This window comes from Saccharothrix tamanrassetensis (assembly GCF_014203665.1).
Taxonomy (GTDB): Bacteria; Actinomycetota; Actinomycetes; order Mycobacteriales; family Pseudonocardiaceae; genus Actinosynnema; species Actinosynnema tamanrassetense.
In genome coordinates this window covers 88,012-109,790 of the sequence record NZ_JACHJN010000014.1, presented here as the reverse complement: position 1 = coordinate 109,790, position 21,779 = coordinate 88,012, and the positions used below count along the sequence as shown (strand labels likewise).

The following is a 21,779-nucleotide window of genomic DNA, read 5'->3' as shown; positions in this document are numbered from 1 at the left end:
GCGGTCTGGATCAGTGGCAGGCGGTGCTGCCGCTGTCGGTGAAGGACTTGCCCGCCTCGGGCACGAACTGCCAGTCGAAGCTGTTGCCGTGCAGCGTCAGCTTCAACACGCCGTAGGTGTCGCTGTTGCGCACCTCGCTGTTGGGCTTGATGGTGCCGAAGCCGTAGTGGCTGGCGCCGCCCATGCCCGCGACGAACGTCCGGATGCCGCGGGTCGTGTCGAGCCCACCGCTCGGGTTCTGCGGGGCGAAGCGCTCGTACTGGTGGTTGTGGCCGAACAGCACCACGTCGGCGTTGTGGTCGTACAGCGCCTGGAACAGCGGGCGCGTCGACGTCGACGGGGCGTGGTTCGCGCCCGACGTGAACAGCGGGTGGTGCCAGTAGGCCGCCGTGCACGGCTTCGTGCTGGCCGCCAGGTCGTTGCGCAGCCACGTCTCCTGGGCCGAGCCCGCCGCCATGCCGACGTTGGAGTTCAGCGAGACGATGTGCCAGTTGCCCAGGTCGTAGGAGTAGTACCCCCGGCCCGACGGACCGGCCAGCGCGCCGAAGTAGCCGTAGTAGCCGGTCGCGCCGCTAGTGTTGTAGTCGTGGTTGCCCGGCGACGGCCGGGTGCGGGCCTTGTGCCTGCCCCAGGTCGGGTTGTAGTAGTTGTCGAACTCCGCGGTGGTGCCGCTGTTGTAGACGTTGTCACCGGTCGTCCAGACGGTGCCGGGGATGCCGTCGAGCAGCGCGGCGGTCGCGCTGTCACCCGAACCGGAGTTCGAGATGTCGCCCGCGCCGACGAACACCGGGTCACCACCGGGCGGCGGCGTGGTGGTGGTCGTGGTGGGCGTCGTGCCGGTGGTGACGACCAGCTGCGGGGCGGTCGCACCGGACTCGCGCGAGTCGTAGTCGACGCCGTCGCTGTTGGACGAGGTGACCCCGATGCTGTACGTGCCGTTGCCCGTGACGTAGGAGGTCACGTCGACCTCGTACCAGGCGTTGCGCGCCACCGAGCCGAGCGAGCCGAGCGTGGCGCCGTCGATGGCGGGCTGGTCGTTCCAGGTGACACCGGTCTCCGACCACGTGGTGTCGGTCATCGACCGGAACGTGCCGCCGCCGGGGCTCTGCGACCCGGAGACGTCGTCGGTGTGCACGCGCAGCTTGGCGCTGCCGACCGTGCCGGACACACCCGACACGGTGAACTTGAGGAAGGTCCGCTTGATCGGCGAGTTGTCCACGCCGAGCTGGCCGGACGTGCCGTGGTTCGTGCCGGTGGCGGAGTTGTCGACGTAGGTGTCCGCGGAGGGGGTGAAGGTGGTGGTGGCGGCCGACGCGGTGTCGGACGTTGCGACGACGGTGAGGGTGCTCGCGATGAAGACGCCTGCGGCGACCACCGCGATGGGGGCCCTGCGACCTGACATGCCGAAACCCTTCGCTTCCTGATGTACCGGACAAGGGCCTGGGGAACGGTAGGGACGCGCGAGCACGATGGGGTGATCGCCCGGAGGCGGGCGGGTGAACTGCCCGCGAACGCCCCTACCCGCTGCGTCACTCCGCATACTTGCGGTCGTTGATCGATGTGACGAAATCTCGGAGAGGCGGCGGATGTACGACTTGGTGCTGTTCGGAGCGACCGGTTTCACCGGTGGGCTCACCGCGGCGTACCTGGCGGTGAACGCGCCCGGCGGTATGCGCTGGGCGCTGGCGGGCCGCAGCCCGGCGAAGCTCGCGGCGGTGCGGGAGCGGCTGGCGCAGATCGACCCGGCCTGCGCCGACCTGGACCTGCTCACCGCCGACGTGACCGACGACCGTTCGCTGCGGGCGGTCGCCGAGTCGGCGCGGGTGGTCGTCACGACCGTCGGGCCGTACGTCCACTACGGCGACGGGTTGGTGGCGGCGTGCGCGCGGGCCGGCACGGACTACGTCGACCTGACCGGCGAGCCCGAGTTCGTCGACCGCACTTACCTGCGCCACCACGCGACGGCGGTGGAGTCCGGGGCGCGGCTGGTGCACTCGTGCGGGTTCGACTCGATCCCGCACGACCTCGGTGCGTACTTCACCGTGCAACGGCTGCCCGAGGGCGTGCCGATCTCGCTGGACGGGTTCGTCAGCGCTTCGGCCACGTTCTCCGGCGGCACGTTCCACTCGGCGGTGACGGCGTTCTCACGACTGCGCTCGTCCGCTTCGGTCGCGAGGCAACGGCGCAGGGCGGAGGGGAGGCCGGTCGGCCGGATCGTGCGGGGCAAGGTCGCGAAACCCGGCCACGACAAGAGGATCGGCGCGTGGGTGCTGCCCGCGCCGACCATCGACCCGCAGGTGGTGCTGCGTTCGGCGGCGGCGCTGGACCGGTACGGGCCGGAGTTCTCCTACGGGCACCACATCGCGGTGCGGAAGCTGCCGGTCGCGCTCGGCCTCGTGGGCGGGATGGGCGCACTCGTCGCGCTCGCCCAGCTCCCGCCCGCCCGCGAGTGGTTGCTGGATCGGAAGAAGGCCGGTGACGGGCCGACCGCGCAGCAGCGGGCCGAGTCGTGGTTCAAGGTCGTCTTCTTCGGCGAGGGCGGCGGCGAACGGGTGGTGACCGAGGTGTCCGGCGGAGACCCGGGCTACGACGAGACGGCCAAGATGCTCGCGGAATCCGCGCTGTGCCTGGCTTTCGACCACCTGCCGGAGACGTCGGGGCAGGTGACCACGGCGGTGGCGATGGGCGACGCGCTGACCGCGCGGCTGGCGAAGGCGGGCATCGGGTTCTCCGTGCGGTAGGGCCGGTGCGTCACGCCCCGTGGAGCTCACCTCGTGCGGCACGGAAAACAGCCTCGGCGACCCGCTTCAGCGGCGGTGAGTCGAGCTTCCACTGCTGCCAGTACAACGGCACGTCGACCGGCTGGTCCGGGTGCAGGTGGACCAGCCGGCGGTGCCGCTTGACCTGGTGCTCGCTGAGCAGCGCCCAACCCGCGCCCGCCGCCACGGCGTCCTCGAACACCGGCCCGTCCGGCAGGAGGTGCCGGTGCCCGGAGGCCGAGCGCCCGGTGACCGACCGGCAGAACGCGTCCTGGAGGTCGTCCTTCTCGTCGAACACCACCACCGGCACATCGCACAACGCCTTGTCCTGCCAACGTTTCGCGAACGCCCGATCGGCCACGGCGTGGTAGCGCATGCTTCCCAGCGGTCGGACGCCGCACCCCTGCACGGGTTGCGGCGACGACGTGACGGCCGCGACCACGAGACCTCGGCGCAACGACTCCGCGGTGTGGTCCTGGTCGTCGCGGAGCAGGCCGAGCACGATCCCGTCGTCGCTCGCGAGTTCCCGCACCGCCGCGCGGAACCACGTGGACAGCGAGTCGGCGTTCACCGCGACCTGGATCGGTGTCGGGCGTTCGGCCAGGCCCAGTTCGGCGAACGCGTCCTGCTCCAGCAGCGCCAGCTGACGGCCGTAACGGGCGATCACCGCGCCGGACTCGGTGAGGCGAGCCGGTTTCGCGCGCACCAGCAGCACCCGTCCGGTGCGCTGCTCCAACGCCTTGATGCGCTGGCTCACTGCCGACGGCGTGACGTGCAGCGCCCGCGCCGCCGCGTCGAACGTGCCCTCGTCCACCACGGCCAGCAGCGTGCGCACCGACTCCGCGTCCAGCATCACAGTGGCTGATGATACTTAAGGAAATGTAGCTGGTCTTACTGTCGATGCCTTCCTAGCGTGGCCACCGTGATGTACGCACTGCTCGCCGGACTCGGCGCCGGACTGTCCCTGATCGTCGTCATCGGTGCCCAGAACGCCCTGGTGCTCCGGCAAGGTGTGCTCCGCCGACAGGTTCCGGCGATCGTGGCGATCTGCGCCGCCTCCGACGCCCTGCTCATCGCCCTGGGCGTCGGCGGAGTCGGAGCCGTCCTCACCGCGTGGCCGCCCGCGCTCACCGCCGTCCGGTGGTCCGGTGCGGCATTCCTGGTCGGCTACGGCGTGCTCGCGGTGCGCCGGATGCTGCGGCCGGCCGCGTTGCAGGTCGGCGGGGCGGCGTCGGCCGCCATCGTCACGTGCCTGGCGCTGACGTGGCTCAACCCGCACGTCTACCTGGACACCGTGCTGCTGCTCGGCACCGCGTCCACGTCGTTCGGCGAGGACCGCTGGTGGTTCGGGCTCGGGGCGATGGCCGGCAGCGTCCTGTGGTTCACGTCCCTCGGGTTCGGGGCACGGTGGCTGTCCGGTCTGTTCACCCGGCCTTCGGCGTGGCGGGTGCTGGACGGCGCGGTCGCGGTGGTCGTCACGGCCACCGGGGTTTCGCTCGCGCTCGGCGCCTGATACCGCATTTTTACGGTTGTTTGCGCTTGCCGACGACTCTTATGCCATACGACAGCGAATATACTCGGAATGGAGGCATTTCGCCCTGAACGGCCGCTCGTTCACCTAGCATTGTGCGATCGAAAGACGGTCGGCTTCGCCCGCGGAGGAGTGCGCATGTTCGTGGGTCGAACCGGCCTGGTATCCCTCGTCGAGCAGTTGGTACTGGTGGACGGCACGCCGCCGGTCCCGGTCGGCCGCGACCGGCCGGTGCTGGTGGTCGAGGGGTACGGCGGCTCCGGGCGCACCGAATTCCTGCACACGCAGTGGTCGCGGTGGAAAGCGGATACGCCCACCGTATGGGTGGACGCCCGTCTGGTGGACGACCCGGAGAGCCATTCGCTGCGGCCCCTGTTGGTGGCCGTGATGCAGGGGCTGAGTGAAAAGGTCGGCGGGTACGAGGTGAAGTTCCCGCGCGTGGTGCTCGCGCACATCGCGATGGAGAGCCCGGTACCCGATGTCGACCCCGAGCGGGCCAAGCAGACCATGCGCCGGCGGCTCATCGAGTACCGCGACCGCGACGCGCTGATCACGCTGGTCGGCTCCCTGCTGGGGACCTCGCTCGGCGCGGTGACGCCGAACGTGCCCGGCGCGGACGTCGTGGCCGACACGGTGGCGCAGGCCATCGTCGACCGGCTGAGGAGGGCGTCCAAGCTGGCCAAGTTCACCTGGGACGAATCGCTGGCCTGGTTCGGCCACCAGGACAACAGGCTGCGGTTCGACCCGGTGGCCGCGCTGGTGCAGCTGAGCAGGCAGGCCGCGATCGACACCGCGGACGTGCGCGGCGACGTGGACGACCTGCTGGTGGCCGCGCTGCTCGCGGACGTGCGGGAGAGCCTCGCTCGGGTCGCCGGGCGGCCGTGGAACGCGCTGGTGCTGCTGGACGAGGGGGACGTGCCCACCGCGCGGTCGTTCATCGCGGCCCTGCTGCGGATGCGGCGCAGCCGCGCCAACCGCTCGCCCGACCCGTCCACCACCCCGGTCGACCCGCTGGTGGTGGTCACCACCAGCGGCGGACGGCTCGCGGCCGACCTGCCGGGCCGGGACGAGGCGCGCCCGTCGTGGCTGGCCATCGACCTCGGCGAGCTCACCGAGCAGGACGTGCACGACATGGCCCGCGCCCACATCTGGCCGCCGGAGCTGGGCACCCGCCGGGTCGCCGACGCCGTCTACCGGCTGACCGGTGGCCACGCCGCCGCGACCGACCTGGTGCTGCGCGCCCTGGAGACCGCGCCCGGCCTGGTGGACCGGGTGGACGAGGTGCTCGGCCGCCCCGGCACCACCGCGAGCCTCACCGTCGAGGAGGAGCTGCTGGGCCGGATCGTCAAGGGCCTGGGGCCTGGTGACGACGTCGGCGAGCACCTGGTGACGCTGTCCGCCGCCCGCGACCGGACCGAGGCCGGGAAGCTGCGCGAACTGCTGGACCACCCGCCCGGCCTCGACCTGATGATGTCCACCACGCTGTGGTCCGGCCGCAGCCCGCAGGGGCTGCCCGCGTTGCCGAGGTTCATCCGCTACCTGGGTCTGCGCGCCCTCGCGGCCCGCTCGGACGGCCAGGACTGGGTCACCGTGTTCACCGCGCTGCGCGACCAGGCCCTGGCGGACGGCGACCACGCCGGACGCCTGCACCACGAGCTCGCCCTGGGCGACACCGCCCTGGTCGCGGCGGAGCTCGGCGAACTGCTGCCCGACCTGGCGGACGAGGAGTGGCTGGCCCTGCTGGACGGCATCACCGCCACGCCCCGGCTGGTCGCCGAACCGCAGTCGGCCGCGGTGGACGGCCGGGACCTGGTCCGCCGGCTGATCGGCACCCTGCACGCGCTCGGTGACCCCAGGCTGAGCGAGCGCAAGGCGCTGTGCCGCCGATACCTGTTGGCGGAGAACGACTTCCGCACCCTGGCGGGCTCCTCCGAGGCGTTCCTGCTGCGTGCCCAGCACTACCACCGCCTGGCGGAGCGGCTGTGCTGACCGGAAGGACCGGAGAGGAGCCGCGGCGATGCCGCCGGAAGAGCTGAGGAACAGGTTCCACCTGAAGGTCTACCCGCGCCGGAACAAGTTCTTCCGGGGCTGGTGGGACAAGTGGCTGCGGGTCGTGGTGGTGGCGGCCGTGCTGGTCGCCGCGTTACCCGGCTACCTGGCGGTGGACTGGCTGTCCGCCCGGCTGAGCTGCCGGGACGGCGCGCCGTCCGGGGACATCTGGTCGGCGGGCGGCGAGTGCGTCGGCGTCAGTTCCGGGCCGTACGCGTTCGGGCTGGACGCGTTCGGGCCGGTGCTGGCGAAGATCGCCGAGCAGAACGCGAACGCGGGCAAGGCGGGCTGCCAGCCGGGCGCGGCCCCGGTGACGGTGGCCGTGCTGTCCACGCTGACCTCGCCGAACGGCGGCGGGCGCACGTTGCACGAGATCGAGGGCTACGCCGCGGCTCAGGCGAGGGCGAACGGCGTCGGGTGCATCCACCCGTTGCTGCTCAAGGTCGCGCACATGGGCGCGACCCAGCAGGCGGCGACGCGGGTCGCGGAGATCCTGCGGGACGACCCCTCGGTGGTGGGTGTGGTCGGCATGGGCCTGAGCGACCAGCGTTCGGCCGACGCCGCGGACGTGCTCGGCGCTCCAGGCCAACCGATGCCGATGGTGGGCGCCCTGATCACGGCCGAGGGCTTCGACGCCGACGGCTCGGCCGACGACCGGCCCGACTACTCGACGTGCGACGAGAGCGCCAACTACGACAACGGGATCGGCGAGGGCTACTTCTACCGCGTGGCGCACCGCAACTCCAAGCAGATCAGGCTGCTCGGCGACTTCCTCAAGACCGGGCCGGACTTCATCGTGACGCCGAACGACAAGCGCGACCCGTACACCTGCACGGCCCTGCCGTTCGTGCGCAGACTGGGCGAGCGCCCGGAGGTGAAGTTCGACCCCACCGACCCGGCCACGGTGAGCCTCGCCGCGCAACGGATCTGCGGCCGGCCGGGCAGCGTGACCGCGTTCTACATCGCCCGCAGCCGCGACCTGGGCCGGTTCCTGCGCAGCATCGACGAGCAGTACCGCAACGGCCTGTGCGAGGCGACCTCGATCACCGTGGCCAGCACCTCGGACGCGGTCCGGATGCGGGTGCCGGAGGTCGACCCGGAACTGGAGGGGGCGCGCGGGCAGGCGTTGAGGTCGACGGTGTTCCGGGACGGCACGCTGAGGTTGGTCTACACGCCGTTGGCCGACGCGGATTCGTTGCGCGGCAGCAACACCGAGTTCTCGACCTTGGAGGACCTGTTCGAGGCGGCCGGTTTCGACCTGAGGCACCTGGACGGTGGCTGGGCGATCAACGCGTATGACGCCCTCTACACGATGTCGGAGGCGGTGCGGACGTTGAGTGTCAACAGCGAGGTGACGCGCAGTGTGCTCAACAGCGCCATCAGCGGGTTCGCGGCGGGTAGCGGACGCCTCGGGGCCGGTGGGCGGATCGAGTTCGACAACAGCGGCAACCGGACCGGCGACCCGGTGGCCGTGCAGCTGTGCCCACCCCGTGAAGGCGACCGCCCGGTGACCGTTCGGGTCGACGCGCAGAGCTCACCGGCGAGCACCCACTGCCGGTGAGCAACCCTCTGCCGGTGAGCTACCCGTCGTCGGATTCCACGTGTGAACAGGATCGTGCTCAGCAGGTGCAGGAGGAACGGGTGACGAGTCGACCTGGGCGACCGCAGCAGGGCGCACCGGGACAGTGGCAGCACAGTCGGCCGGCACAACCGCGGCAGGGCTCGCCGGGGCCGGCTGGACCGGAGCACAGGCCGGTGTCGCAGCGGCTGTGGTTGATCGGGATCGTGGCAGACGTGGCGGCGGTGCTGGCGGTGCTCGCGGGATCGACGCGGAACATCGTGGTGGTCGTCGGCGCGGTCGCACTGCTCCTGGGCACGGTGCAGTTGATCACGAGTCGGGGCGGACCCGTCGACAAGTGGGTGTTCCTGGCGGTCATCGGCATCGTCGCGGGCGCGGTGACGATCACCGCCGTGGTCAGCCGTTCGCCGGCGGACACACCGCCCGACGCGGGCAGCCCGACGGTCGGCGGGACCACGCGCGCGGCGGAGCTCTCCGGCCCCGTCGTCCAGCCGACCGCGACGACCGCACCCGCCGCCCCCGTCATCGGCCGGGAGAGCGGTCCGACCCCGCTCCAGCTGACCGACGACCACGCCGTGGACCTGGACTCCCGGGAACCGGACTGGGATGCCGACCGGGAGGCGGTTCCCGGCAAGTACGACCTCCGCTACGACGGCGGCTACCTGTGGACGTCCGAAGAGATCGCACCCGTCAAGCCGGACGCGACCCCGACCACCTGTGCGACAGCCGGGTACGACGACGACATCCCGGCGGATGATCTCGACGTCGGCGCGGCGTTCTGCGTGAAGACGACCGGCGGTGCGGTCGCGCGGATCGTCATCCGCGACAAGGGCGGCGACCCCGGGAAGCTGACGCTGGATGTCGTCGTGTGGAAGAAGCCCTAGACCTGGGAAGGCCCCCAGGCCTCCACCCGGTCCGCTGGGAGTCCGACGTCACCGGAGGTCGGCGAAGAACGCGCGGACGTCCTCCACCAGCAGCTCCGGGGTCTCCAGCGCCGGGAAGTGGCCGCCCCGGTCGAACTCCGTCCACCGACGCACGTCGTACAGCTTCTCCACCACCCCGCGCACCGGCAGGATGATGTCCCGCGCGAACACCGCCACGCCCACCGGCACGGGGCACGGGGTGGCGCCGCCGGCGGTCTCGCGGGTGATCCTGAGCGCCGACCCCGCCGTGCCGGTCAGCCAGTACAGCGACACGGTGGCGAGCAGCTTGTCGTCGTCCACGTCCGACGCGGGGTCCAGCCACTCGGTGAACTTGTCGCCCACCCAGCCCAGCAGCCCGACCGGCGAGTCGGTCAACCCGTACGCCACGGTCTGCGGCCGGGTCGCGTGCATCACCTGGTAGCCGGGCCGTTGGGCCAGGAAGCGCCTGATCCTGCCCACCCGGTCCAGGTCCGTGTCGGACAACCCGTCGGTGCTCGGCGGCGGGGGAGTGGGCACGTAGTTCAGGTGCACGCCGACCACCTCGTCCGGTGCGACCGCACCCAGCGCGCGCGAGATGCCCGAGCCCCAGTCGCCGCCCTGCGCGCCGTACCGCCGGTAGCCCAGGCGGCCCATCAGCACCGCCCAGGCGCGGGCCACCCGGTCGACGTCCCAGCCCCGGTCCCGGGTCGGGCCGGACGGACCGGAGCCCGGGATGGACGGGATCACCAGGTGGAAGTCCCGGGACAGCGGCTCGGCGACGTCCAGGAAGTCCAGCACGGAACCCGGCCAGCCGTGGGTCAGCACGAGCGGCAGGGCGTCCTCGCGGGGTGACCGGACGTGCAGGAAGTGCACCCGCTGCCCGTCGACCACGGTGGTGAACTGCGGCCACGCGTTGAGCGCCGCCTCCTGCGCCCGCCAGTCGAACGCCTGCCACCGCGCCACCAGCTCACGGGTCCGGCCGAGCGGGAAGCCGTAGTCGCGGCCCGCGTCGGGCAGCTCGTCCGGCCAGCGGGTGCGGGCCAGGCGGTCGCGCAGGTCGTCCAGGTCGGCCTGCGGGACGTCCAGCTTGAACGGCTCGATCATGGTCACTCCGTTGGTCTCACCAATGTTGGCACGGCCAACGATACACCCACTCGTTGGTTGCACCAACGATTACTCGGGCAGTGCTCCCGCAACGCCCGCGACCGCGCTCAGCGGCCTTCCGGTGGCGACGGACGAGCCGACCCCTCGACAGCTCGTCCGACGCCCGTCACCGGAGCGCCGCGGGTTCGCGCGGGGCGCGCCGCGTCACCCGTCATCCCCTTGCGGCGCTTCGGACAGCGGCGCCACGACACGGGTGGCGCCCAGCGCCAAGCCGAGCTGGAACCGGTTCTCCACGCCGACCCGGTCCATCAGCGTGCGCATCGTGTAGGCGATGGTGCGCCGGCTGATCCCGAGCTGCTGCGCGGCCGACGAGTCGGTGTGCCCCTCGGCGAGCAAGGCGAGCACCGCCTGCTCCCTGGGCGTGAGCGCGATCGGTGGCACGCCGCCCCTCCGCGGGTCTCTGGCTGTGGACCACAGCTGTTCGAACAGGGCGATGAAGGCACCCACCACGGCGGGCTCGTCGATCTCGAACGCACCCGCCTCCAGGTCGAGCGGATCGGCGGGCAGCAGCGCCACCCGCCGGTCGAACACCATCAGCTTCAGCGGCACGTCCGGGCGCTCCCGGTAGTCCCAGCCCAGGGTGGCCAGCTCGCGGGCCGCCGCGCAGCTCGCGTCGCCGTCCGACGGCGGCACGCCGCACGTGCGCACCCGCACGCCGCGGGCCAGCAGTCGGCGGTCCAACGGCAGCGCGGCGCGGGCCGCGTCGGGCGCGAAGGACCGCTCCGGGTTGACCGACAGGTGCTCGCGGCGCTCCACCGCGATCAGCTCGGCGATCCGCTGCCGGGTCGTCGCACGGTCCGCGAGGTGGTTCGCGCGCAGGCCCCCGACCTGCGGCAGCACCGCCCCGACCACCGCCCGGTGACGTCGGGCGTACTCGTCCAGGTCGACCACCCTGGGCCGGCGCCGGCGCACCTCGGCGAGCACGGTGGCGGGTGGCGCGGGCGCCCACACCTCGTGCGACCGGCCCGGCACGACGACCGCCCGGACGGCGGCCAGCTCCTCCAGCGCGACGCCCACCCGGCGCGGCGGCAGCCCCAGGTCCGACGCGAGCACGGGGAGGGCGCGGGGCCCGAACGTGGCCAGCGTCCGGTAGACGAGGTCGGCGTCCGGCGACAGCCCCCAGCGCACCAGCGTCGGGATCGCCGCACCGTGGGGCAGCCCCGCGTGCCTCGCCGCCATGCCCTGTCTCCCCCTTCGTCCGACACCGACACCCAACCTCGCGACCGCTCCGGCGGGCAAGGGCCACGGGTGCGTTGCACAAACACGCAACCGGGCCGGCGTTCGGCATGGCCACCCGGGACGACGTGCGACGGCTCGCCACGGCGCTGCCCGAAGTCACCGAGCGCGCGACGGCGGACGGCCTGGCGGGTCAGGGACAAGCTGTTCGTCGGGGACCGGCCGCTGCGCCGCGCCGCCTCCTGGTCGCCGCCGTCGGTGGCGCAGACGGCCCGGATGGCGGGCAGTCTGGATGGCGCGGGAGCCGGAGGGCATGTCGATGGTGGCGGTGGACGGGTGACGCGGCGCGTTCCGGGAGAACGCGCCGCGCCCCGACGTCACCAGGAGCTGTTCTGCCACCCGGTGCCGAGGTAGACCTGGTCGAAGCCGTTGCCGTCGTTGTCATCCGTGTACGCGACGGTGATCAGACCCCACGCGTCCACACCGATCGCGGGCTCGTCCTGCCGTCCCGTCACGGTCTGGTCGGTGGCCTGGCGGGGGAGCCGGCCCGTGACCGAACCGTCCGGGTTGAGGCCCTGCGTGTGCACGTCGGACGCGACCACCGAGGTGACCACGACGCCGCGCTGGTCGTCGATGCCGATCTGCGGATCGGTCCCGTCGACCAGAGTATCCACAGTGGACTGTGCCGTGCCGGCCGCGTTGAAGGAGCGGACGGCGGTCTGCAACGTTCCGGTGTGGTCGCTCTCCCAGGAAACCGCGAAGTCGCCGTTGAAGTTCGCCGCCACGGAAGCGTGCCGCTGCTGCCCGCCACCGCTGACGTTCACCGCTCCCTGCGCCAGCTTCACCCCACCGGACGGGGTGAGGATCTTGCGTGCCACGTTGAAGAAGCCGTTGCCGTCGCCATCCTCGTCCCACACCACGATCGCGTTGCCCGCCGCGCCCATCGCGACGTCCGGGCGCTGGTGCGTGCCGCCGGCCGTGTGCACCTGCGCCTCGTACGTCTTCGACGACACGGACGCGAAACCCGCCACCCGGACGGTTGGTTCGGTGGTGGACTGCTTGTCCTCCCAGGTCACCGCGAACCCGGCCGTGTCCGGGTCGGCGGCCACCGCTGGGACGCTCTGTTGGCCGTCGGACGAGGCGTTGGCGGTCGCGGAACCGGCGATCGTGCCGTCGGTCCGCACCACCCGTACGGCGATGTTGTAGAAACCGTTGCCGTCCGGGTCTTCCGACCAAACCACGACCGCGCTGCCGTCGTCGTGCAGCGACACGTCGGGCTGCACGTGCCGCCAGTCACCCGTGCCGCCTGCGGACAGCTTCTTCTCGTACCGCGACACGCCGTCCTTGAACAACCTGATCCAAACGTCGCTGTGCACGGGGTCGGCCGGAGTCGCCGAGTCGCGGTCGTCCTCCCACACCACGGCCGTGTACCCGTTGCGCACGGTCGAAACGGCGGCGTTGTCCTGGTCTCCGGTCGCGGTGGAGTTCGCCGTCGTCCACGTGACGGCGGCGGACGCGGTACCCGTGCACACCAGGACGAGCACGGCGGTCAGGGCGAGGATCTTCTTCATGGCACCTGCAATCCGGGGTTGCCGGCCTGGATGATGTAGCTCTGCAACGTCTTGACCGGGTAGTCGCGCGTGGTCACCCGGTCCACGAAGCGGAAGTCGACCGCCACCTGGCCCGGTGTGGTGAGGGTGCGGACGTAGCCGCGCAGGTTCTTGTAGAACTTCACGTGCGGGTTGAGGCTCGACAGACCGTTGTCGGCCGCGTTGCCGTCACCACCGGAGGTGACCGACGTGGTGACCAGCTCCGTGCCGACGATGCGGTCCTGGGTCTTGTAGTCCAGCATCAGGTTGCTCGCCCACGACCGGTGCACGTCACCGGTCAGCACTACGGTGTTCCGCAACCCCGCAGCGTCCCAGCCGCGCTGGAGCCGGTCGCGGTTGGCGCTGTAGCCGTCCCAGGAGTCCATCGACTTCGCACCGTCCGCCGACGCCAGCTTCTGCGCGAAGAACACCTGCTGGCCCAGGAAGTCCCAGGTGCCTGCCTTCTGCCGCATCCCGTCCAGCAGCCACGTCTCCTGCCCGGTGCCGGTGAGCGTGCGGGCGGGGTCGTCGGCCTCCGGGCACACCTTCGTGCCGTCGCCGCACGCCTGGTCGTTGCGGTACTGCCGGGTGTCGAGCATGTGGAAGGTGGCCAGGCTGCCCCACCGCACCCGCCGGTACAGCTGCATGTTCTCCGCCACCGGGGCCTGCGCGGACCGCAGGGGCATGTGTTCGTAGTACGCCTTGTACGCCGCCGCGCGGCGGGCTTTGAAGTCACCTGCCGGGGAGCCGTCGTTGCGGATGAGGTTGGCGTAGTTGTTCTCGACCTCGTGGTCGTCCCATACGAGCAGCCAAGGCGCGACGGCGTGCGCGGCCTGGAGGTCCGGGTCCGTCTTGTACTGCGCGTGCCGCACCCGGTAGTCGGCGAGCCCGGAGATCTCCACGGCCGGCGTGTGCTTGCGCACGTTCGTCGTGGACGCCGCGCCTTCGTAGATGTAGTCGCCCAGGTGCAGGATGAGGTGCGGGTTCTCCTCGGCCATCCGCCGGTACGCGGTGAAGTACCCGGCCTCGTAGTGCGAGCACGAGGTGAACAGCATGGTCAGCGCCGGCGAGGTGCCGGGCGCGGGCGCGGTCACCGCACGGCCGACCGGGGAGATGAAGCCCGAGGCGCGGAACCGGTAGTAGTACTCGCGTCCTGCCAGGAGCCCGGTGACTTCGACGTGCACGCTGTGCGCCCAGGTCTGGTTGGCGCTGAACGTGCCGGACTTCACCACCTGCGTGAACCTCTGGTCGGTGGCGACCTGCCACTCCACGCCGACCGGTGCGCTCGACATGCCACCGAGGCCGTCGGGGTTGAGCGGGCTCGGCGCGAGGCGCGTCCAGATGACGAAGCCGTCCGGTGCGGGCTCACCGGACGCCACGCCGAGTGTGAACGGGTAGGCGATGGCGCTTGCGGACGAAGGGGCGAGGACCGTGACGCCGGCACCGGCGATGCCGCCGGCGATCAGGGTCCGCCGTGTCAGTGGGGACATGGGGAGTTGTGCCTCCTTCTCAGGACAACGCACAGAAGAGTGACCACGACGACGGCTACTCCGCGCATCCATAGATGCGTACACCGTGAAGGTGATCGCCGGCCATCCCCGACGTGTACACCCGGATGTCGAATCGGTGTCCGTGGGGAAACCCCACTCACACGCGCACCCCCGGCGAAGGTGGGCCTGGAGTATTTCGGTTACCTCATCGCCTCGTGCCGGCTAGCCTCCGAGGGTCATGGGGGAGAATCGGGAAGTGGCCACGGCCACCTCGCTCCGCGGACTGAACCACGACGTGTGGGAGCCGTTCCGGAGCGCCTACGGCAGGCTTGACGCCGCCGGGTTCATGGCGGTGCACGGCCCCGACCTGATCCGCGCCGAGGGTGCGGCGAAGCGGGTCAGGGGCCGTGCGGAGTACGCCACCGAGATCGCGGAGTGGTTCGCGCGCGTGGCCGCGAGCGGGGACTCGCTCGGCATCGCGTTCCGGTTCCTGGAGCGCCTCGCCGACGGCGACGCGGCCAGTGAGCGCGGGATCTACCGGATCGACGCGGTCCGCGCCGGCGCGCCGAAGGTCTTCTACGGCAGGTTCCACGTGTTCTGCCGCAGGATCGACGGCCGGTGGCGGATCGTGGTCGACTACGACGACGAGGAGGGCGCGACCGAGGAGGTCTTCGCCTCGGGCGCGGCGATGGACGACGTGACGGCGTTCAGCGAGTAGACCGACACCGCCAGCCAGATCAGCGAGCCGCCCGCCAGCACGTGGACTCCGCTGGTCACCGGCGAGTCGGGCAGTCGGGCGGCGATGGCGAGCACGGGCAGCGCGACGGCGTAGATCCACACCGCCACGCGCGGGTGCACCTTCGCGCGCAGCATCGCGGCGGCGAACAGCGCGGTGCCGACGGCGAACACCAGAGCGCTCGCCAGCAGCACGACCCCGGTCGACGGGGTGGGTGTGACGTCGAGCGGGAACAGCACGATGTTCAGCGCGTAAGCCGCCCCGCCGAACAGGCCGAGGCCGACCACGTTGACCGCGAACGCGATCGACGTGAACCGGTCGGCCCGGTGCAGCTGGGTGAGCTGGAGCGCGGTGATCAGCGGCAGGGCGAGCGCCGGTGACAAGCCGATCACCAGGCTGGTGGGCAGGGTTTCGCCGAGGAACGCCTCGGCGGCCCCGGTCACCACGATCAGGACTCCGGACAGGACGCCGAACACGGCGCCGAAGCGCAGCAGGAAGGTCATGGCCGCAACGCTAGGAACGGGCAGCGGCCGGCCGGCAGTGCCGAGCGACCGGAGCCGGGGGTGCCGGTGGGCACGTGCCGACCGGCACCCCGGTCTGCCGTCCGACCGGCAGTAGCCTGCGGTGGTGCGCCCGGTCCCGTGGTTGTCCCCGCTGCTCTACGGGGTTGTGCTGGTCGTCGGCTGCTACGCGGGCATGGCGGGACTGGGCGTGGTGCGCCCGGAGTTCGTGGCGGGTCTGGTCGTGCTGGCCCTGGTGGACGTGTTCGAGCGTCGCCGACACCCGGAGCGGACGCCGCCCACACCCGCCGTGGCGCTGCTCGTGGTCCGGGCGGCGCTGGTCGTCGTGGTGGCCGCCGCCGACGGTTCCGGCATGTCCCGCGTGCTGTTCCTGCTGCTGCCGTTCGGCGCGTACTTCGTGTTCGGCCGGCTGGTCGCGATCGCGCTCGGGCTGGTCTGCGTCGCCCTGGTGGTGATCACGTTCCAGGTCACCGTGCCCGGCTGGACGCGCCAGGTGGAGCAGGTGTCCGACCTCCTGATGTTCGCCGTGGGACTGGTGCTGACCGTCGCGATGGCGGCGGTCGCGGTGGAGGAGCAGCGCGGCCGGGCGAAGCTGGCCGAACTGTCCGCCGCCGCCGAGCGCAACCGGGTGGCGCGCGACATCCACGACGGCCTGGGCCACCACCTGACCGCTGTCTCCGTGCTGCTGGAGAAGGCCTCCGCCTTCCGCGACCGCGATCCCGCCGTCGCCGACCAGGCCGTGGCCGACGCCCACGAGTCGGCTCGACGGGCTTTGGAGGACGTGCGGCGGTCGGTGCGGACCCTGCGCGAGCCGTTCCGGCTGTCGTCGGCGTTGGGGGAGCTGACCAGCGGGCTCAAGGTGACGCTGGACTGCGCCGGTGACGAGGGCGACTACGACCCTGCCGTGCTGCTGGCCGTGTACCGGGCGGCGCAGGAGGGCATCACCAACGTCCTGCGACACGCCAACGCGTCCGCCGTGTCGGTGAACGTCCACTGTGGAGAGGTCGACCTCCGGCTCGTGGTGGCCGACGACGGCCGGGGGTTCGATGGTGGAGAAGGGTTCGGGTTGCTGGGCATGAGGGAACGGGTGGCCCAGGTCGGTGGGGCGGTGGAAGTGCACAGTGCGCCCGATGCGGGAACCCGCCTCGTGGTGACCGTTCCCCGGCGGACGTCGTGACGGACGTGCGCGTGCTGGTGGTGGACGACCAGCAACTGATCCGGGAGAGCATCGCATCGCTGCTGGACATCCAGCCCGGTATCGCAGTCGTCGGCACCGCCGGCGACGGTCGGCAAGCGGTGGACAGGGCGATGGAACTGAACCCGGACGTGGTGCTGATGGACGTCCGGATGCCGGTGATGAACGGCATCGACGCACTGGCCGCACTTCGAACCCGACCCCGTCCTGTCGAGTGGTCATGCTGACCACCTTCGACGACGAGGAGTACGTCGTGCGGGCGCTGCGCGGTGGCGCCGTCGGCTACCTGCTCAAGGACCGACCCGCCCGCGAACTGGCCGCAGCGGTCCGCCTGGCACACGAGGGCATCGCCCAGTTCGACCCCGCAGCGGCAGCGCGACTCGCGACAGCCTTGGCGCGCGGAGCGGGCACACCACCAAGCGACCATTCGCTCACGGAGCGCGAAGTCGAGGTGCTCCGCTTCGTTGCCACCGGCAGCACGAACCGTGAGATCGCCCGCAGGCTCTACGTCAGCGAAGGCACCGTGAAGAACCACATCTCCCGCATCCTCAACCGCCTGGGCCTACGCGACCGCACCCAAGCCGCGATGTATGCCCGGGACCACGGCCTGGCCTAGGTGCAACCCGGGAGGCAAGGGCTCGGGCTCGGCGAAGGGCACGCGGCTTCGTCGGTCGTTCAGCGGCAGGTCGCGCGGTGTTGACGTCCTCGTTGTCTGCCTTGTGAAAGCTTGATCGAAACGGCGTTCGGCGGACGGTACTGGGCTGGACGGGTGAACCGGCTGTCGTACGGCTAACGACGCTTCGCGGTCCGTCGACAGCAAGGCCACCGACGTGCGCGAACAGGGGGACGGGTGTCATGGCCAAGAAGAAGAACGAAGCGTTGACGGCTTCACTCAGACGGTTCGTGCGCACCAAGGGCGCCGACTTCCTGAGGGACGGCAACGTGTCGTCGATCGGCATCGGCTACAAGGTCGAGGACGGCCAGCCGACGGATCGGATCGCCATCCAGTTCACCGTGAAGCAGAAGGCGGAGCCCGAGGCGCTGGGTGCGCTGGGTACCGCGCTGCTGCCGGAGACGATCACCGTGGACGGCGTCGAAGTGCCGACCGACGTGCTGGAACGCGACTACAAGACGAACTTCCAGGTGGTGTCGGAGCGGGCCTCCGGTGATCGCAAAACCCGCCTCGACCCGATCGCGCCGGGCGCCAGCGTGGGTCACGTGAAGGTGCCCGCGGGCACCGTCGGCTGCATCGTCTACGACCGGGCCGACGGCACGCCGTACATCCTGTCCAACTGGCACGTCCTGCACGGTCCCGACGGGGCGTTGGGCGACACCGTCGTGCAACCCGGCTCGCACGACGACAACCGCGTCGACCGCAACCGGGTGGGCAGGCTCGTCCGCTCGCACCTGGGCGCGGCCGGCGACTGCGCGATCGCCACGGTCGAGGACCGGGGGTTCGTCGGTGAAATCCTCGAACTCGGTGTGTGCGTGGACAAGATCGGTGAGCCGGAGCTGGGGGACAAGGTCGTCAAGAGCGGTCGGACCACCGGCGTGACGCACGGGATCGTGCGCCGCATCGACACCATCGTGAAGCTGGACTACGGCGGCTCGACGGGTGCCAAGGAGATCGGCTGCTTCGAGATCGGACCCGACCCGGCGCGTCCGGCGACCGGTGGCGAGATCAGCATGGGCGGCGACTCGGGCTCGGCGTGGATGTTCAAGGCCGCCAACGGCAAGACCACCAAGACCATGGCGGGCCTGCACTTCGGCGGCGAGGCGGGCGGCAACAGCGACGAGCACGCGCTCGCGTGCCTGCCGCAGTCGGTGTTCGAGAAGCTCGGCGTCACCATCAGGGCACCGAAGCCGGAAGCGTTGCCCAAGAAGGGCTTCGCGGCGGACTTCCTCGGCGTCGACGTCGGCCTGCCGGTGCTGGGTGCGGCGGCCGAGGCGGACGCGGTGGTGGTCGGCGGCTCCGAGGTCGTGGACTACACGCACTTCTCGCTCGCGCAGAGCAAGTCGCGGCGGTTCGCGATCTGGGTGGCCTGGAACATCGACGGCAAGACGCTGAAGGCGCTGAACCGCAGCGGGATCCCGTTCATCCTGGACTCGCGCATCCCGGCCGGGTTCCAGGTCGGCGACGAGCTCTACAAGGGCAACCGGCTCGACCGAGGCCACGTGGCGCGGCGCGCGGACCTGTTGTGGGGCAGCAAGACCGAGGCGGAACAGGCCAATGTGGACTCGTTCTTCTTCACCAACATCACGCCCCAGATGGACGACTTCAACCAGAGCATGCGCAACGGCGTGTGGGGCAGGCTGGAGGACGCGGTGATGTCCGACGTCGACGTGGACGACATGCGGGTCAGCGTCTACGGCGGACCGGTGTTCCAGGCCGACGACCGGGTGTTCCGGGGCGTCCGGCTGCCGCGCGAGTACTGGAAGGTCGTCGCGTTCGTGGAGCAGGGCGTGCTCAAGGCGCGGGCGTTCCTGCTGACCCAGAACCTGAACCAGTTGGAGGCGCTGGAACTCGACGAGTTCCGGGTGTTCCAGGTGAAGCTGGCGGACGTCGAACAGCGGTGCGGCTTCACGTTCCCGAAGTCGTTGCGGGCCGCCGACACGTCAGGGGTGCCGGAGTCGCTGGACGAGCGGCAGCCGTTGGACGCCCTGGAGTCCATCCAGTGGTGAACCCACGCTGACGCCCGGCTACCGCATCCCCGACTGCCCGGTTCCGGAGCGCACCCGTTGCGGGCACGATCCCGAAACGCCTCGAAGCCGGCCCACCGCGTTGCCGGAAGCCGCGACAGCGCGGATCGCGCGGTCTGCGGCTGCCGACAACGCGGCTTCGACCCGCTACAGCGAGGCGCGGACCTGCTTGGTCGCCGTCACGAGGTTGCGCAAGGCGGGCTCGACCTCGGCGTAACCGCGCGTCTTCAGCCCGCAGTCCGGGTTCACCCACAGCCGCGAACCCGGCACCGCCCGCACGGCCGCTGTCAGCAGTGACACCACCTCATCGGCGTCGGGCACGCGTGGGGAGTGGATGTCGTACACGCCCGGCCCCACGCCACGGCCGAAGCCGGTCGACCTCAGGTCGTCCAGGATCTCCATCTTCGACCGTGCCGCCTCGATCGTGGTCACGTCCGCGTCCAGGCCGTCGATCGCGTCGATCACCTCGCCGAACTCCGAGTAGCACAGGTGCGTGTGGATCTGGGTGGCCGGTGACGCGCCCGCCGTGGCCAGCCGGAACGCCCCGACCGCCCACTCCAGGTAGGCCGCGTGGTCGTCCGCCCGCAGCGGCAGCAGTTCCCGCAGCGCGGGCTCGTCGACCTGGACGATCCGGACGCCGGCGGCCTCCAGGTCGCGGATCTCGTCCCGCAGCGCCAGCGCCACCTGCGCCGCCGTCTCCGCCAACGGCTGGTCGTCGCGCACGAACGACCACGCCAGGATGGTCACCGGCCCGGTCAGCATTCCCTTGACGGGACGGTCGGTGAGGGACTGCGCGTACGAACTCCACGGCACGGTGATGGGTGCGGGCCGGGACACGTCGCCGTGCAGGATCGGCGGGCGCACGCACCGCGAGCCGTAGGACTGCACCCAGCCGGCCTCGGTGGTGGCGAAGCCGTCCAGGTGTTCGGCGAAGTACTGCACCATGTCGTTGCGCTCGGGTTCGCCGTGCACCAGCACGTCCAGCCCGATGTCCTCCTGCAACGCGATGACCCGTCCGATCTCCTCGCGCATCCGCGCCACGTATCCGGCCTCGTCCAGCCGTCCCGTCCGCACGTCGGCCCGCGCGGTGCGGATCGCGGACGTCTGCGGGAACGACCCGATGGTCGTGGTGGCCAGTGGCGGCAGGCCGAGCCGTGCCTGCTGCGCGGCGGCACGTTCGGCGTACGGGGCCCGCTCCCGGTGCGCAGGTCGCAGCGAGGCGATCCGCGCCCGCACGTGGTCGTCCCGGCGGGGTGTCACGCCGAGCGCCCGACCTGCGTCGACCGCGCCGCGCAGGGCCTGGGCGATGTGCACGACCTCCCGCACCTTCTGCCGCGCGAACGCCAACCGCTCGCGCACCCCGGGCTCCAGCGACCTCTCCGCGTCCAGGTCGTAGGGCACGTGCAGGAGCGTGGACGACGTCGACACGGCCACCTCACCCGCCGTGCCCAGCAGCATCGCGGCCTTCGCCACGGCCGCCGGGACGTCCGTCCGCCAGACGTTGCGCCCGTCCACCACACCGGCCACGACCGTCTTGTCCCGCAGGGAGTGCAGCGCCGGCACCGGGCCCGCGACCAGGTCCACCGCGATGGCCTCCACCGGGGTGGACGCGAGCACGTCCAACGCCGGCCCGAGGTCGCCGTAGTAGCCGGTGACCAGCAGCTTCGGCCGGTCCGTGAGGGCTCCCAGCCGTTCGTGGGCACGTCGCAGCGCGGCCAGGTCGTCCGGCGAACGGTCGCCGACGAACGCGGGCTCGTCCAGCTGCACCCACTCGACGCCCTCGGCGGCCAGCGTCCGCAGCAGCTCGGCGTAGCAGTCCAGCAACCGGTCCAGCAGGTCGAGCCGGCGGTCGCCCTTGGCCAGCAGCAGGAACGTCACCGGCCCGAGCAGCACCGGCCGAGTGGTCACGCCCAGCGCCCGCGCTTCCCGGTACTCGGCCACCGGCTTGTCCCCCACCAGCCGGAACTCCGTGTCCGGGCCGAGTTCCGGCACCAGGTAGTGGTAGTTGGTGTCGAACCACTTGGTCAGCTCCAGCGGGGGAGCGTGGTCGTGGCCGCGGGCCATGGCGAAATAGGTGTCCACTTCGGACAGGCCCAGCGCGCGGAACCGCTGCGGCACGGCGTCGAACAGCACGGCGGTGTCCAACACCTGGTCGTAGTACGAGAACGTGTTGCCGGGCACCGAGTCCAACCCGGCGTCACGCAGGTCCAGCCAGGTCGCGGCACGCAGTTCCGCGCCGACGGCGTGCAGGGCGGGTGCGTCGATGGCGCCCGACCAGTACCGCTCGACCGCGCGCTTCAACTCCCGGCGCGGGCCGATCCGGGGATAGCCGAGCACGGTGGCGCCGATGGTGGTGGTCACAAGCTCTCTCCTCGCGAGCGTGCGGAC

18 protein-coding genes are annotated in these 21,779 nt (G+C 71.3%); 10 read left to right on the top strand and 8 right to left on the bottom strand.

What is annotated here, in order from left to right; genetic code table 11:
• Positions 1 to 10 precede the first annotated feature (10 nt).
• Positions 11 to 1,402 carry a CBM96 family carbohydrate-binding protein gene (locus tag FHS29_RS33345; RefSeq protein WP_184698122.1) on the bottom strand — a complete coding sequence of 464 codons (1,392 nt, stop codon included), beginning with the start codon at positions 1,400 to 1,402 and terminating at the stop codon, positions 11 to 13.
• Positions 1,403 to 1,586: 184 nt separating this feature from the next.
• Here FHS29_RS33345 and FHS29_RS33340 point away from each other — a divergent pair, with 184 nt between their 5' ends.
• Positions 1,587 to 2,741, top strand: a complete 1,155-nt coding sequence (locus FHS29_RS33340) for a saccharopine dehydrogenase family protein (RefSeq protein ID WP_184698119.1) — start codon at positions 1,587 to 1,589, stop codon at positions 2,739 to 2,741.
• A 10-nt stretch (positions 2,742 to 2,751) separates the two neighbouring features.
• Here the strand turns inward: FHS29_RS33340 and FHS29_RS33335 are convergent, their stop codons facing one another.
• Positions 2,752 to 3,612 carry a LysR family transcriptional regulator ArgP gene (locus FHS29_RS33335; RefSeq protein WP_184698318.1) on the bottom strand — a complete coding sequence of 287 codons (861 nt, stop codon included), beginning with the start codon at positions 3,610 to 3,612 and terminating at the stop codon, positions 2,752 to 2,754.
• A gap of 72 nt (positions 3,613 to 3,684) precedes the next feature.
• On the opposite strand from FHS29_RS33335, the gene FHS29_RS33330 reads away from it, so the two are divergent.
• The 4 genes from FHS29_RS33330 to FHS29_RS33315 all read left to right on the top strand — a co-directional run bounded on the left by FHS29_RS33330 (position 3,685) and on the right by FHS29_RS33315 (position 8,802).
• Positions 3,685 to 4,272 (top strand): LysE/ArgO family amino acid transporter, encoded by a 588-nt coding sequence (locus FHS29_RS33330; protein WP_184698316.1) that lies wholly within the window; start codon positions 3,685 to 3,687, stop codon positions 4,270 to 4,272.
• Between the two features lie 156 nt (positions 4,273 to 4,428).
• Entirely contained in the window at positions 4,429 to 6,279 is a 1,851-nt protein-coding gene (locus tag FHS29_RS33325; protein ID WP_184698115.1) for a hypothetical protein, read from the top strand.
• Between the two features lie 28 nt (positions 6,280 to 6,307).
• Entirely contained in the window at positions 6,308 to 7,900 is a 1,593-nt protein-coding gene (locus tag FHS29_RS33320) for an ABC transporter substrate-binding protein (RefSeq protein ID WP_184698112.1), read from the top strand.
• Positions 7,901 to 8,094: 194 nt separating this feature from the next.
• Positions 8,095 to 8,802: a hypothetical protein gene (locus FHS29_RS33315; protein ID WP_184698110.1), complete on the top strand. Its 708-nt coding sequence runs from the start codon at positions 8,095 to 8,097 to the stop codon at positions 8,800 to 8,802.
• Positions 8,803 to 8,850: 48 nt separating this feature from the next.
• Here the strand turns inward: FHS29_RS33315 and FHS29_RS33310 are convergent, their stop codons facing one another.
• From FHS29_RS33310 to FHS29_RS33295, 4 genes are all read right to left on the bottom strand, one after another.
• Entirely contained in the window at positions 8,851 to 9,924 is a 1,074-nt protein-coding gene (locus tag FHS29_RS33310; RefSeq protein ID WP_184698107.1) for an epoxide hydrolase family protein, read from the bottom strand.
• A 204-nt stretch (positions 9,925 to 10,128) separates the two neighbouring features.
• Positions 10,129 to 11,163, bottom strand: coding sequence for a helix-turn-helix domain-containing protein (locus tag FHS29_RS33305; protein ID WP_184698105.1), 1,035 nt, complete (start codon positions 11,161 to 11,163; stop codon positions 10,129 to 10,131).
• A 374-nt stretch (positions 11,164 to 11,537) separates the two neighbouring features.
• A complete protein-coding gene (locus FHS29_RS33300) occupies positions 11,538 to 12,731 on the bottom strand; it encodes a hypothetical protein (RefSeq protein ID WP_184698103.1) in 1,194 nt (397 codons plus the stop codon).
• The gene (locus FHS29_RS33295) at positions 12,728 to 14,239 is read right to left on the bottom strand and encodes an alkaline phosphatase D family protein (RefSeq protein ID WP_184698100.1); all 1,512 of its coding nucleotides are present in this window, start codon (positions 14,237 to 14,239) and stop codon (positions 12,728 to 12,730) included. Before FHS29_RS33295 ends, FHS29_RS33300 begins: the two co-directional genes overlap by 4 nt.
• Positions 14,240 to 14,477: 238 nt before the next feature.
• Between FHS29_RS33295 and FHS29_RS33290 the strand changes: the two genes are divergently transcribed.
• A complete protein-coding gene (locus FHS29_RS33290) occupies positions 14,478 to 14,957 on the top strand; it encodes a YybH family protein (RefSeq protein ID WP_184698097.1) in 480 nt (159 codons plus the stop codon).
• Here FHS29_RS33290 and FHS29_RS33285 read toward each other — a convergent pair.
• Entirely contained in the window at positions 14,876 to 15,478 is a 603-nt protein-coding gene (locus FHS29_RS33285) for a hypothetical protein (protein ID WP_184698092.1), read from the bottom strand. The genes FHS29_RS33290 and FHS29_RS33285 overlap by 82 nt on opposite strands.
• Positions 15,479 to 15,602: 124 nt before the next feature.
• On the opposite strand from FHS29_RS33285, the gene FHS29_RS33280 reads away from it, so the two are divergent.
• The 4 genes from FHS29_RS33280 to FHS29_RS33270 all read left to right on the top strand — a co-directional run bounded on the left by FHS29_RS33280 (position 15,603) and on the right by FHS29_RS33270 (position 19,373).
• Positions 15,603 to 16,673 carry a sensor histidine kinase gene (locus FHS29_RS33280; RefSeq protein WP_184698088.1) on the top strand — a complete coding sequence of 357 codons (1,071 nt, stop codon included), beginning with the start codon at positions 15,603 to 15,605 and terminating at the stop codon, positions 16,671 to 16,673.
• A complete protein-coding gene (locus tag FHS29_RS38365; protein WP_312865210.1) occupies positions 16,670 to 16,918 on the top strand; it encodes a response regulator in 249 nt (82 codons plus the stop codon). The genes FHS29_RS33280 and FHS29_RS38365 overlap by 4 nt, the downstream gene beginning before the upstream one ends.
• Positions 16,912 to 17,307, top strand: coding sequence for a response regulator transcription factor (locus tag FHS29_RS38360; RefSeq protein WP_312865209.1), 396 nt, complete (start codon positions 16,912 to 16,914; stop codon positions 17,305 to 17,307). The genes FHS29_RS38365 and FHS29_RS38360 overlap by 7 nt, the downstream gene beginning before the upstream one ends.
• Positions 17,308 to 17,546: 239 nt before the next feature.
• On the top strand, positions 17,547 to 19,373 hold the full coding sequence (locus FHS29_RS33270) for a DNA/RNA non-specific endonuclease (RefSeq protein WP_184698084.1): 1,827 nt from the start codon (positions 17,547 to 17,549) through the stop codon (positions 19,371 to 19,373).
• A 165-nt stretch (positions 19,374 to 19,538) separates the two neighbouring features.
• Here the strand turns inward: FHS29_RS33270 and metE are convergent, their stop codons facing one another.
• A complete protein-coding gene (gene metE / locus FHS29_RS33265) occupies positions 19,539 to 21,752 on the bottom strand; it encodes a 5-methyltetrahydropteroyltriglutamate--homocysteine S-methyltransferase (protein ID WP_184698081.1) in 2,214 nt (737 codons plus the stop codon).
• Positions 21,753 to 21,779 lie beyond the last annotated feature (27 nt).